Origin of the sequence: Sporosarcina sp. SG10008, from assembly GCF_044569405.1 — a bacterium.
Taxonomy (GTDB): Bacteria; Bacillota; Bacilli; order Bacillales_A; family Planococcaceae; genus Sporosarcina; species Sporosarcina psychrophila.
Genome location: NZ_CP172607.1, coordinates 2767596 through 2781489, shown reverse-complemented (window position 1 = coordinate 2781489; position 13894 = coordinate 2767596). Strand labels below are relative to the sequence as shown.

Annotated in this window: 12 protein-coding genes; all 12 read left to right on the top strand. The window is 41.8% G+C overall.

Annotation, left to right across the window (positions count from 1 at the left end):
- Positions 1-78: 78 nt before the first annotated feature.
- Entirely contained in the window at positions 79-2121 is a 2043-nt protein-coding gene (locus ACGLYD_RS13395; protein WP_399628400.1) for a putative bifunctional diguanylate cyclase/phosphodiesterase, read from the top strand.
- 182 nt (positions 2122-2303) lie between these two features.
- Positions 2304-3017 (top strand): 2,4-dienoyl-CoA reductase, encoded by a 714-nt coding sequence (gene fadH, locus ACGLYD_RS13390; RefSeq protein WP_370570008.1) that lies wholly within the window; start codon positions 2304-2306, stop codon positions 3015-3017.
- A 50-nt stretch (positions 3018-3067) separates the two neighbouring features.
- Positions 3068-3298, top strand: coding sequence for a hypothetical protein (locus ACGLYD_RS13385; protein WP_067211663.1), 231 nt, complete (start codon positions 3068-3070; stop codon positions 3296-3298).
- Positions 3299-3405: 107 nt separating this feature from the next.
- Complete coding sequence (cbpB, locus tag ACGLYD_RS13380) at positions 3406-3846, top strand: cyclic-di-AMP-binding protein CbpB (RefSeq protein ID WP_187045481.1); 441 nt, start codon at positions 3406-3408, stop codon at positions 3844-3846.
- Between the two features lie 112 nt (positions 3847-3958).
- The gene (locus ACGLYD_RS13375) at positions 3959-5404 is read left to right on the top strand and encodes an MDR family MFS transporter (RefSeq protein ID WP_082786834.1); all 1446 of its coding nucleotides are present in this window, start codon (positions 3959-3961) and stop codon (positions 5402-5404) included.
- Entirely contained in the window at positions 5385-6278 is an 894-nt protein-coding gene (locus ACGLYD_RS13370; protein WP_067211655.1) for a LysR family transcriptional regulator, read from the top strand. Before ACGLYD_RS13375 ends, ACGLYD_RS13370 begins: the two co-directional genes overlap by 20 nt.
- Positions 6279-6375: 97 nt before the next feature.
- Positions 6376-8784 (top strand): hypothetical protein, encoded by a 2409-nt coding sequence (locus ACGLYD_RS13365; protein ID WP_399628396.1) that lies wholly within the window; start codon positions 6376-6378, stop codon positions 8782-8784.
- Entirely contained in the window at positions 8781-9710 is a 930-nt protein-coding gene (locus tag ACGLYD_RS13360; protein WP_067211650.1) for an ABC transporter ATP-binding protein, read from the top strand. Before ACGLYD_RS13365 ends, ACGLYD_RS13360 begins: the two co-directional genes overlap by 4 nt.
- Before the next feature lies 1 nt (position 9711).
- Positions 9712-10563 (top strand): ABC transporter permease, encoded by an 852-nt coding sequence (locus tag ACGLYD_RS13355; RefSeq protein ID WP_067211648.1) that lies wholly within the window; start codon positions 9712-9714, stop codon positions 10561-10563.
- Between the two features lie 15 nt (positions 10564-10578).
- Entirely contained in the window at positions 10579-12000 is a 1422-nt protein-coding gene (locus ACGLYD_RS13350) for a hypothetical protein (RefSeq protein ID WP_399628393.1), read from the top strand.
- A 21-nt stretch (positions 12001-12021) separates the two neighbouring features.
- Positions 12022-13020: an AAA family ATPase gene (locus tag ACGLYD_RS13345; protein ID WP_399628391.1), complete on the top strand. Its 999-nt coding sequence runs from the start codon at positions 12022-12024 to the stop codon at positions 13018-13020.
- Positions 13017-13889: a DUF58 domain-containing protein gene (locus ACGLYD_RS13340; protein ID WP_399628388.1), complete on the top strand. Its 873-nt coding sequence runs from the start codon at positions 13017-13019 to the stop codon at positions 13887-13889. Before ACGLYD_RS13345 ends, ACGLYD_RS13340 begins: the two co-directional genes overlap by 4 nt.
- Positions 13890-13894 lie beyond the last annotated feature (5 nt).

The following is a 13894-nucleotide window of genomic DNA, read 5'->3' as shown; positions in this document are numbered from 1 at the left end:
ATACTTGGGCGATTGATGCATATTTACCTGGATTAATCGATAAAAGTTTGGATAAATGCATAACAAACGGAGGCACACATGAGAAACGTTAAGATTGAAGACCGTTTAGAAAAAGTTGTAGAATCATATATTTTGAACCACTCCTTTAAGATGACCATATTTGTCGAGAAAAATGAGCAAGGTAAATTTGATGTGCTTTACGCTAACTCATTGGCGATACAATACTTTTCGACTGAAATCGAACAATCGGCTGCTAGTTTTTTTGGTGATTTATGGATTCCCATTAAACGCAGGATGCGGAAATTACAAAATCATTCTGATTTTACGACTGAAATCCAATCGATACGAGGTGGGGTGGGCGTATTATTTGAATTGGATTTTCAACGTCATACCGAAGAGTTTGAACGAGAAATTATCATCATTGAATTGCGTGAACGGCTAGATACCGTAACTGTAAGGAAGTCGCAGTCGGAGTTACAACATAAATATAATTCCGTCATTGAACATAATCTTGACCCAATCATAACCATCGATCAAAACTTTAAAATTATTTACGCGAATCGAGCCGTTCATTTAGGTTTCGGCTATCGATTCAAGGAACTCTCTGGCCGTTCAATTTTGAATCTTTCCGGGGAGGATAACATAAAAGCATTTAAGCTCTTCTTGTCCCGCGCACTTGCGGGGGAATCAATTGAGATGGAAGATTCAACTATTTTTCATAAAAAAGGATATTTATTACCCGCGTATTTGAAGGCAATTCCCGTCTTGATTAATGGAGAGGTAGAAGAAGTTCAACTAATTGTACGGGATACATCTATTCATCAGAAAAATAATGAAAAACTTCTATTCCTGTCTTATCATGATCATTTGACGGGTTTGTGGAATCGTCAGGCGATGAAAGAACACTTTACGGAGGATTCTCTAAACGCCTTGCAAAGAGAAACAAGACTGTCTTTCGTCCATTTAGGTCTTGATCGATTCAAATTAATAAATGAATCACTTGGCCATAATGGTGCGGACGAAATATTAAAAATGGTTGCGGAACGATTAAAAATAATCTGTCCTGCATCCGCCAGGTTGTATCGCAATGGCAGCGATGAATTTATCGTCTCATTGCAAAATCATTCTGTGCTGAAGACAGAGAAGTTTGCACAACAGTTATTGAATGATTTTGGAAAACCATTTTATCATAATCATCAGGAGTATTTCATTTCTGCATCCATCGGAATTGCTGTTTATCCTGAAGATGGAAAAACACTTGAGAATCTACTAAGGAAGTCGGAACAAGCGCTAACCTTTGTGAAAGATCGTGGCCGCTCGCATTATCGTTTCTATCAAGAAGCGATGAATTCTACCTTCCCGGATGAAGCACTGATGGAATCGCATTTACGCAGGGCGATTGAGTTAAATGAATTGACGATTCACTATCAACCACAAGTCGATTTGAAAACGGGGCATATTAGTAGTTTCGAAGCGCTTCTTAGATGGAATAATGGCAAATTTGGGTTTGTATCACCGGCGCAATTCATCCCCATTGCTGAAGATTCAGGGCTTATACATGGAATTGGTGATTGGGTATTAAACCAAGTATGTAAACAGTTGAAAGAGTGGCAGGATAAGCAGTTCAAAGCTGTTAGGATAGCTGTGAATATATCGCCAAAGCAATTTAGAATGGAAAACTTTGTCGATAAATTGAAAGAGAAGATTTCTTACTACGACATCTTACCGTCATCCCTTGAAGTGGAAATTACGGAGGGAGCATTGACGATAATAGATGAGACTTTAGCAACATTAAATGAACTAAAGAAAATCGGGATTTTCATCTCCGTCGATGATTTTGGAACGGGTTATTCATCACTTAGTTATTTGAAGCAATATCCAATCGATATCATTAAAATCGATCGTTCATTTATAAAAGATATTGAATTTGATGTGAAAAACAAAGCAATAGCGAAGACAATTATTAATCTAGCCCACAGTCTTGGGATGGAAGTAATTGCTGAAGGCGTAGAGAAGGATTTACAAGCGATGATTCTACTTGAAGCTAAATGCCAGAAGGCGCAAGGCTTTTTGTACAGTAAGGCAGTTCCTGTAGAGGAAATTGTAGAAAAGTATTTATGAAGTAATCGTATAAACGGACAACTGAAAAAATTCGGTGTCCGTTTTTCGTTGTGAGGTTACTTTTGTTCTCGTAACGAACTTGATAACATGTTACAATTATGAGTGAGTATTCATTCATTATAAGAGGGGGAATTGTTGTGTTTGAGGGAAAAGTCATAATTGTAACAGGTGGATCGAATGGGATGGGGAAATACATGGCGAAGAAATTTGCCGATGAAGGTGCACAAGTCGTAATTACGGGTAGAGATATAGATAGGTTAAATGTGGCTCAGGAAGAAATTGGGGATCATGCACATCCATTCCAGATGGATGTAAGGAATGTTGAATCAGTTGCAGCGTTAGTCGCTTTCACGGATGAAAAGTTTGGCCGAATTGATGGATTAGTAAATAATGCGGCTGGAAATTTCATCGTTAAAGCAGAAGATTTATCACCAAACGGCTGGAAGTCTGTTATCGATATTGTACTAAATGGCACATTTTATTGCTCCAGCGCAGTTGGAAAGTACTGGATTGAGAAAGGTCAAAAAGGATCGATATTGAATATGCTTGCAACGTATGCATGGGATGCAGGCGCGGGTGTCATTCATTCCGCGGCAGCTAAAGCAGGTGTTATGTCGTTAACTCGAACTTTAGCAGTTGAATGGGGAAGTCAATATGGAATCCGTGTGAATGGTATTGCGCCGGGTCCGATTGAACGTACAGGCGGCGCAGAAAAGTTATGGGAGTCTAATGAAGCAGCTAAGCGCACACTTGAATCGATTCCTTTGGGTCGTCTTGGGAAGCCGGAAGAGATTGCAGAACTGGCGGCATTCATTATGTCAGATAAGGCGTCCTACATGAATGGAGAAATTGTGACGCTCGACGGCGGACAATGGCTTAATAAATCCCCGTTTTAAGGATAAATGTTGTCGTTTTGCACATCCTACTCTCAAAAGGAGAGATAAGTTTGGATGTATGGACAGTTCCATTTATTATCGTTGTTTTGGTCATTTGTATAATCAGCTTTATCGCCGTAAAGAAATGGAACAAGGTGACCGTTGTTGTTGATGGACAGGATGATCAGATTTCGGGTCCGATTGAAGAGCACCCATTTACATTGAATCCGATTATTTGGATTGTCCTTGTAGCTGTATTTTTCATTGGAATTGTCATTTTTTATTACGCTGCCTCTTCTTAACAGAAGGGGTTTTCTTTTTCATTTTCAAGGATAGAAAGTCCTTCTTATGATATGATAGATATGTAGTTTTAAGGTGAAAAGCATAGCTACAGAAGGAGTAGATTTACATGATTTCTATAAACAATAGGGATTTTCTTTTCACACCGATAGCGGATTTTATCATTTCGTCTGAAAAAGTTGCGCATGTTCAGGTTGGAAATAATGCAGAGCACGCCCTCCTTGTACTAACAAAAACAGGTTATTCAGCTATACCGGTCCTTGATGCGAAATATCGTTTAAAAGGGTTGCTCAGTATGGGGATGATTACTGATTCTATTTTGGGACTTGAACGTATTGAATATGAACGTCTTGACGATTTAAAAGTTGATGAAATTATGCAAACTGATTTGCCATCCATAAAAACGACGGATCGATTCCAAAAAGGGCTCGATTTATTAATTGACCATACATTTCTTTGTGTGACGGAAGAAGACGGCACATTTGCAGGCATATTAACACGAAGAGTAATAATGAAACAATTTAAAAGGTATATTTACTCGGTTGAATAATTGTTTTGGTTAAATTGTGGGCTCCTAAATGGGGCCCTTTTCTGTTTAAAGGAGAATCTAGACTGTGAAAAATAATAAAATTACGAATCGCCCACTTGTGCTCATTTCTGTCATGTTGGCAATGTTTGTTGGTGCGGTGGAAGCGACGATTGTGACTACAGCAATGCCCTCAATTGCTTCGGACCTTGGTGGTTTTTCAAGATATAGTTGGATTTTTTCTTCTTATTTACTGATGAGTACAGTTACTGTACTCATTTATGGGAAATTGGCGGACTTATTTGGCCGAAAACCAATTTTGTTTATTGGATTGACGATATTTCTTATTGGGTCTATATTATGTGGTTTTGCAGTTTCGATGGAGCAGTTAATTGTATTTAGGTTACTTCAAGGCCTCGGTGCGGGTGCCGTAATGCCGATTGCTACTACGATTGTAGGCGATATATATACGACGGAAGAACGGGCGAAAGTCCAAGGGTATTTATCTAGTGTATGGGGAATTTCAGCTGTATCAGGTCCCGTTATTGGTGGGCTGATTGTTCACTATATGAATTGGAAGTTTGTTTTCTGGGTGAATGTGCCGCTTGGAATACTTGCAATGGTCGGTATCTATCTGTTTCTACATGAACCAAAGCGGGAGAAAAAGGTTTCGATTGATTATAAAGGTGCCTTCCTCCTTACGTTATCGTTATCCACTATTTTATACTGGCTTGTTGAAGGTGGTCAGGCATTCGGTCGCTTGTCGTTTTACAGTATCACCCTCGTTATTGTAGGACTCGGGTCGTTAGCGTTATTTGTTAGGGTCGAACGACAAGCAATAGATCCAGTAATGCCATTTGCATTGTGGAAAACCCCCGTTATATTGTATGCGAATCTTGTTTCGTTAACGACAGGGGTCATATTGATTGGAGTTTCCTCTTATTTGCCGACATTCGTTACAGGTGTTATGGAACAGCCGGCGATAATTGCTGGATTCACCCTGACAGCAATGTCTATCGGATGGCCGATTGCATCCTCTGTTGCAGGTCATTTGTTAATCCGCTACGGTACGTTTCATGTATCTTTTGCAGGTGGGTTATCACTCATATTTGGAACAACCTTATTTGTCATGATGGACGCTGGGTCAGGACCTTGGTGGGCTGCGATTGCAAGCTTTTTTGTGGGCGTTGGCATGGGACTGACAAGTACATCGTTCACCGTCACAATCCAAGGGGCGGTTCCAAGAGAGAAGCGAGGATCAGCGACGGCTGCCAATATGTTCATGCGGAATTTCGGGAATACGGTAGGGGCGGCATTATTTGGCGCGATTTTAAATGGCATGTTAATGGCCCGGTTCAAAAAGGATGATTTGAATTATAGTTTAGATGATGTCAATTTACTTCTGACGGATGAAATGAGAAAAACGATACCTGCAACAAAAGTACAGCTGTTACAAAATGCGCTCGATGGCTCGTTGCAATGGGTGTATATTACTGTAGCCATTTTTGCTGTTATCAGCTTGCTCTTTATATTAAAAATTCCACGTGGAAAGGGGTATTTGAATGACAACGACAGAACTTGAAATCATTAAAGCATTAGCAGAAGAAGGGAATATGCGAAAAGCTGCAGAGCGACTTTTTTTATCGCAACCGGCACTTTCTCAGCGGCTACAATCAATTGAAAAGGAATGGGGAACGTTATTGTTCATCCGCTCGCAGAAAGGTCTTGAGCCGACGCCAGCGGGAGAATTGATCATCGGCTATGCACGTGAAGCGATTATAAAACGTGAAGAAACGTTTGAAATGATTGCATCGATGGCGGACAAAGTGCACGGCACATTGAAAATTGCATGTGCATCCATCGTAGGGCAGACGTGGTTGCCTCAAGTATTGAAAGAGTATGTTGAAATGTATCCAGATGCCAAAATATCGCTGATAACGGGATGGAGTTCAGAAATTGTCAAAGCACTATATGAAGGAGAAGCTCATGTTGGAATTGTTCGGGGCCAGGTAGATTGGAAGAGTAAAAAAACGTATTTATTCCGAGACCATCTCTATTTAGTAGACCGTGAAATTACGTCAATCGAAGAATTGAAAGATACGACTCGTCCATTTATTCAATTCAAGAGTGACTCGAATTACCATATGGAAATTCAGCGTTGGTGGCAGCGTCATTTCGACCAAAATCCGGGGCGTCAAATTACAGTCGATCAGATTGAGACTTGTAAGCAACTGGCGTTAAATGGGATTGGTTATGCGATATTACCGTCAATTACGCTGACCGGTGATGAAGATGTCAATAAAATGCCGCTTTTGAACAATGAAGAGGAATTTGAGTTAACCCGAGATACATGGTTAATCGGCTATGAATCTTCGTTTGCACTAAAACAAGTGGATGCATTTACACAAATTGTCCAAAGTCATGCTGAAAGATTACAAAAAGATTACAATTATTGAGAAATAAAGGAACTTTAGGTTGTCTCGTTCGTACTAATAGATGAGAACAATTAGTCTACTGATAGATTTCTATTCAGCATGACAGGAGGAAATTAGTATGTGGAAAAAGTTCGCGGTAATGTTGGTTTTGTTTGTTGGAATGATTGTCTTCATTCCAGCTGTCAATGCTCTTGCAGCTCCGGATCTGAAAGTGAGTGTTACGGCAGGCATTGACGGTAAAGCAAAGGAAGGAAAAGGTGCTCCAGTAGTAATTGTGATTGAGAACAGTGGAACTGCATTTAGCGGGGATCTTGTAATCGACGTTCCGAGTTACTTTACGACAGGAAGTGGGGAAGCAATCCCTGTTGATATCGGTGCAGGGGAGACCAAAACGATTTCGCTTGTCATCCCGAATATGACTGATATGAACAATATGTATGGGGGAATGTCGAACACGAAAACTATTTACCTATACGAGGGCGGATGGGAAAAAGGGAAAGAAGTTGTACATAAAGGAGCACAAACATTAACGACGACCATGTTTTACGATGATTCGAAATTCATCGTAACGTTTACGGATAATCCGGATCGTCTTGGGGCTTTGAAAACTAGCCGAATTTTGAATGCTTCTACTAGTCAAATTATTAGTGCGTCGAAAATGGGTGAACCAAATTTCCCGGAAGAAGCGGCAGGATGGGGAGCGGCTGATTTTATCATCATCGATGAGTATCCGCTTGCCGATTTATCTGAAAAGAAACAGAATGCGTTGATAGGATGGGTTCGTTCAGGAGGCATCTTAGTAATCGGAGGTTCTGATAACGTGAAAGCGGAGACGGGTGTCTTTTCAGATCATTTGCCTTTGACGTTGAAAGCAAGTTCTGAAGCGAATCCTGAAGTTTTGAATAAGTGGGCGGGAACAAAAGGATTTGAAGGCACAATCCCTTCCTATTTAACAGCATTAAATCCGGGTGCATCGTCTCTACTTGAAGATGAAGGAAATGTCCTCGTTGCCTATTCCAAGTTGGGCCAGGGGCAAATCGTCCAAACGGCTTTTTCAGTCGGCGATGACCCAATTGCTAAAATGGTTGGAATGCCGGCGTTCTGGGGGACATTATTCGATGCGACGGGACATTCAAATCAATGGGGACAGAATCCTTATGACAGTCCGAATAATGCAATTGTCCATACGGTAGCTAGCACCAATGAATTGTTTCCTTCATTCAAAGTATCTACGCCATTAATTTTCGGAATAATTATATTTTATATTATTCTTATTATACCAGTGCTTTACTTTATCCTTAAACGGAAAGACAAACGAGAATATGCGTGGTGGATTATTCCATCCATTGCGATACTGGCGTCCATTGCCATATTTGCATACGGAGCGAAAGATCGAATTGGAAGAGCACAAATTCAACATTCCGCAATTTTAAATGTTGAACAGGATGGTAGTTTGACAGGGTATTATGTGGAGTCAATCCTAACCAATAAAGCTGGGAACTTTACATTTACTGCACCTGTTGAAACAACGCTTGGTGCTTCGTTGCCAAATAATGATCCTTTCAGGTCTTCTCAAGCGACTATCCATAAACAAGCAATTGTTGAAAAGGACGCAGCAGGTACGACAATGCATCTTCGAAATATTGGCTATTGGAATGTAGGGACAGTGTACGGAGAAACCAGGATCGAAAAGCAAGGGAATTACGAAATCCAATTAAATGTAACGGATAAAAAATTGACGGGTTCAGTGACAAATGGATTTCCGTTTGCATTGAAGGATGTATCGATTTGGTCGGGAACAAAACTGATTCCAATCGGTGATCTTGGACCGGGGGAAACTGCCCAAGTGGATGAAACGCTAAAAACCTCTACGTTGCTTCCGAGAAAATCGATGTTCAATTCGTATATGAATCCTGCACCAGTCAATATGGATGATTTAACGAAGATGAGGAAAGATAGCGTTCTCTCATTTGCCGGTGATTATATGAACAAGACTTCGAGTCCAGCCGTAATTGGTTATACAGATACACAGATTGTTCCTATTGAACTTCTTAAAGTAAAACCTTCAGTGTCAGCATTGACGATGCTCGTTCAAACAGCAATGGTAGACGTGACGTTGACTGATGTGTTTACAGTTGAACCAGAGATGATGGAGATGTCGATGCTGTCAGAGGATGGACAGTTTCAGCCTGATTCACAGGGATATGGTACGGATGAATATTACTTTAATGAGGCCGTGTACAATCAAACATGGCAATTACCAGCAGGGTTAATCGGAAAGAACATGAAATGGACATCGCTGGAACTATCGAAAATACAAAAAAAACTATATGATGTCAGCATATTAAATGTGCGATCGGGTCAATACGAGCAGTCAGAGTCTGGGAAATTGGTGAAGACGGAAAATGTAAACGACTATATAACGCCTGATGGAAAAGTTGTTGTCCGAATCATTTTTCATGATGAAAAGAATGGTAATCAAGGCCGTGCTCCTATGCTGAAGCTGAATGGGGAGGTGTCGCAATGATAGAGATAAAAGGACTTACAAAGAAGTACGGCCAATTCAAAGCGCTTGATAATTTGAATTTGACGTTGAGTGAAGGAACAGTTTTTGGGTTTGTTGGTGCGAACGGCGCTGGGAAATCGACGACATTCCTCATTCTTGCGACCTTATTACAACCGACTGCGGGGGACGTTTTCATCGACGGAGTGAATATCCGGAAGAATCCGGAGGCAGTTCGTAAAATGATTGGCTATATGCCTGACTTTTTTGGTGTCTACGATCAGCTAAAGGCGGACGAGTACCTGGACTTTTACGGTGCGAGCTATGGCATTCCTGAAGCGGAGCGGCAAAAGCTTATTCCGCAATTGTTGGAACTCGTCAACCTGTCACATAAGCGTCATGCGTACGTAGATCTTTTGTCGCGGGGGATGAAGCAGCGGCTTTGCTTGGCGCGCAGTCTTATCCATGATCCTAAAGTGCTTATTCTTGACGAACCTGCATCTGGACTGGATCCGCGTGCACGTGTTGAGATGAGAGACATTCTAAAAACATTGAAAAAGATGGGCAAGACGATTTTAATTTCATCACATATTTTGCCTGAACTGGCGGAAATGTGTGATGAAATTGGGGTAATTGATAATGGTCGTCTCATCGCACACGGCTCTGTTGCCGAAATTCAAGATAAGCTGCGCGGAGAAAGAGTTATTACAGTCCGTTTGGCTGGATCGCTCGATAGCACAATCGCATTTTTCGAAGAAGATCCGTACGTGTCAAATATCGAACAGTTGGATGCTAATGATGGCGTCAGATTTTCATATAAAGGGACGGAAGAAGACCAGGTCCAATTGTTGAAGCAAGCGATCACGAATAATGTTCCAATCCTTTCATTCATGGAGCACGTGACCAATCTGGAGGATGTGTTCATGGAAATTACGAAAGGAGCCGATTAATATGAAGATGAATTTCAATAATCCGGTTCTCTTTAAAGAATTGAAACTAAGGTTCCGCTCACCAAAAAGTTTCGTTGGTATCCTATTCTACTTGATAGCAATGTGTATTTTTGTTTTTGGTTTCATCTTTGCGACAATGACGATGTCAGGGACGTCTTATTTCAGACCTAGTGAAAGTTTCATCTTGTTTGGGTTGTTAGCATTTATCCAACTAGGACTTGTGTTATTCATCACTCCGGGTTTGACGGCTGGAGCAATTAGTTCGGAAAGGGAAAAACAAACGCTGTCAATTTTATTGACGACATCACAAAGTTCATTTCAAATTATTTCAGGAAAGTTGTCGTCATCAATCGCATTCCTGTTGCTGCTCATTGTGGCGGGATTACCGGTCTATAGTTTAGTATTCCTATTCGGCGGTATCTCTCCATTGGACTTTGTTAAAGTGTTCTTTTTCTTATTTGTAACGCTTCTTGCAATCGGCAGTGTAGGTGTTATGTTCTCCACGCTTATTCGCCGGACGATTGTTTCGATGATTGCAACGTATGGAACAATGCTGTTTCTATCGGTCGTCACTGGGTTCATATTCTTGATTGTTATGCAAATGATAGAGTTCAATCACATGGGAACAGGTACGCCGCCAACTTCAATGCTTGGGCATATTCTGGCGTCAATTAATCCTGCAATCCTCTTCGCATCATTCCTTTCGACAGGAATGGGGGATAGCATTTCGGAAATGACGCAAGTGAAATTTCCGATTTGGATAGGCTATCTTATTTTCTATTTGTCACTAACGGTTATTTCACTATTTATTTCAGTAAAGAAATTGCGTGTTAATATGAAACGTTCAAAATAATAGGGAGGTGGGCGAATGGAAAAGAAATCAGTATTAAAGAAATATGTGCTGGCTACTCTGTACCGGCTACGTTTTGAAAAAGCCATCTATACGGTGCAGACTGGAATGTTTGCTGCCGCCCTTTTCGCGGTCCTTTTAGTTGTCGCTTCTCGACTATTTGTCCTTCCTTATTATGGACGTATCGCGCTTATCGGTGCAGTATTGCTACTCATTGCGACAATCGTTTTCATTATCTACAAAAGATATAACAACGCTGAAGCGGTAAGGCAGCTTGATGAATTTATGCCAGATAATCTTCTTATAACAGCGATGGATATCAAGGTCAATGAAACTCATCTTGCTCCTGCTATTATCATTGCAGCCGAGTCGAAAGTGGCGGTTGCTTTTGAGCAATTTAAAAAAAGGGAGAAACGGTATGTAAATCCAAAGATGCTAGGTGGATTCATTATTATATCTGCTTGTCTTGCCCTATTAATCACGTTTCCCTCTGAAGCGCAGTTAGAAGCGGGAGCGATTGAACAGGAAAAAAAGATTATTGAAGAGATGCAAAAAGATGTGCAGGAATTGATTAAAAAAGAAGAATTACCCGAAGTGAAAAAGGAATTGCAGGAACTCGCTGAAAAGCTTTTGGAAGCGGAAACGTCGGAAGAAGCGTTGAAAGAACTTGTTAAGAAACAGAAGGAATTACGATTAAAAGAACAGCGTCTAGCAGACAAAAAAGAGTTAGCTAAGACATCTGGTGATCCAACCAAATCGTTAAGCGAGGCGGAAGAAAAAGAACTTAGTGAGCTTATGGAACTTACGGATAAACTTGCGCAAAATGCAGGTGAAGCACATAGTGCGTTGAATGAAATCGGTAAAGCACCTGCATTACCCGCCCTTGCAAGCTCAGGGAGTAGCTCTTCAGCAACAGAGGGTGATACTAAAACTGGGACATCAGAAGGTGAAGGCCAAGGGGAAGGTCAAGGCGAAAGTGAAAGTGAAGGCGAAGGGGAAGGCGAAGGGGAAGGCGAAGGGGAAGGCGAAGGGGAAGGTCAAGGTCAAGGTCAAGGTCAAGGTCAAGGTCAAGGTCAAGGTCAAGGTCAAGGTCAAGGCCAAGGTCAAGGTCAAGGCCAAGGCCAAGGACAAGGACAAGGCCAAGGACAAGGCCAAGGAGGAACCGGTGCTGGCAAAGGTTCGGGAGGAAGGAGTCTTCTTTCAATCCCGAATGACCGTGTAGGGGAAAAAGGGAATTCGTCCGTTGTTGGAGGGGACCTTGGTGAAGGGAGTTTCATCGAGGAACGAGAAACAGAAGGTCCAGTTGAAAAAGGAACAATTCGACCTTATAAAGAAGTTGTTGGAGATTATAAAGATTCTTACCTGAAGAGTACGGATAAGATGAAGTTGCCGCCAGATTTGCAGCACATCCTCTCTGATTACTTTTCCTCAATCGAATGAAGACAGAATGGGAGTGTACGTATGCCATTTACACCAGAGCAGTTTGAAGAAATGAGTGGGAAACTAGGATTAGTTAAAGAGGAAATCGGTAAATTCATCGTCGGACAACAGGAAGCGGTCGAGTTTTCTATCTATTCGATTTTGGCAGATGGGCACGCACTATTGGAAGGGTTGCCCGGACTTGGGAAGACAATGCTAATTAGAACGATTTCAGAAGTGCTCGATTTGTCATTTTCACGGATTCAATTTACGCCTGATTTAATGCCGGCCGATATAACGGGGACAAGCATTTTGGAACGAAATGAAGAAGGAATGCAGCGCTTCGCTTTTAAAGAAGGTCCGATTTTTAGCCAGATGGTATTGGCGGATGAAATTAACCGAGCTACTCCGAAAACACAAAGTGCCTTGCTTGAAGCGATGGGCGAAAAAACGGTGACGGTACTTGGAGAGACGAGACAAATGGCACGTCCGTTTTTCGTTCTTGCAACGCAGAATCCGATTGAGATGGAAGGAACTTATCCATTGCCGGAAGCACAGATGGACCGTTTTCTTTGTAAAATAATTTTACCGTATCCAGCGAAATCAGAACTGAAGGAAATTATTCTGCGTACAACGGGACCGCGACTTATCGAAATTCAAAAAGTAATGGATGCGGAAGAAATCGTAATGGCGCAAGAAATGGTCAAAGAAGTTGTTATTGCGGATGAAATGATTAATTACGCGGTCGATTTGGTTTCAGCAACCCACAACAACAACAACGGTTCAACCGATGACTGGGCAAAATATGTTCAGTACGGAAGCGGACCAAGGGGACTTCAGTCAATTATTAGACTCGCCAAAGCGCGTGCGCTTGTGTCAGGTCGTTATCATGTATCCATTGCGGATATTAAAACAGTTGCTAAACCTGCGTTACGTCATCGTATTCTCATCAATTATGAAGGGGAAGCAGAGGGCGTTGACGTTGACGATCTGATCGTTAAATTGCTTGAAGAAGTACGTCAAGGAGCATCGGTGCAATGAACGGTGAACTGTTTCCTAATGGGTTAGCGAAAAGGCTTGGTGCATTATCAATTGTTTCTCGGTCGGGCCGTCTGGGACATCATAAAGGGACGCATCGTTCAAGGAAGACCGGTTCTTCCCTTGATTTCTCTGATTTCAGGGAATACCATCCGGGTGATGATTTGCGCCATATCGACTGGAATGTCTATGCACGAACGGACAAGCCTTACATTAAGCAGTTTCTTGATGAACAAGAGATGCGTATCCATATTTTACTCGATCCGACGAAGTCAATGGGGGCAGAGGGAAAGTGGAATTATGCCCGTCAACTGGCAATTGCGCTCGGGCAATTAGCGCTTAAAAGTGGAGATACACTATCGTTTTCCACGTGGACTGATGGGCAGGATACCTTTTTTAGAAAGAAAGGTGCTGCGCATCGTGCTTCAGTGACGAAATTCATTTCGGCGATTGAAGATCCGGGATCAACAGAAAATTTCACGGACCGAGCACTTGCATCTATTCCAAAAGCAGTAACGGTGTTGTTCATCCTGACAGATGGACTTGAAGAAGTAGGAAAGTGGGAACATCTTTTCCGCCGTCTGCCAGGAATTTGCGGTGACGTACGTGTTGTAACGATTCATTCGAAAGTGGAAGAAGCTCCAAATTACGAGGGGGATATTCGATTTGTCGACATCGAGAGCGGTGACGGCATCGAAGTGACTATGACGAGGCGTACGGTTCAAGATTACCTGGAAAAGAAATCGGTACATGAAGCACAAATGATAGCGCTTGCCCGCAAATTCGGTATTCAACTTATTCGTGCAGAAGTTGCTGAAGGGGTCATGGAAACCGTAACGAAAAAAATGCGCCATGCAGGGTGGGTGCGATAGATGGA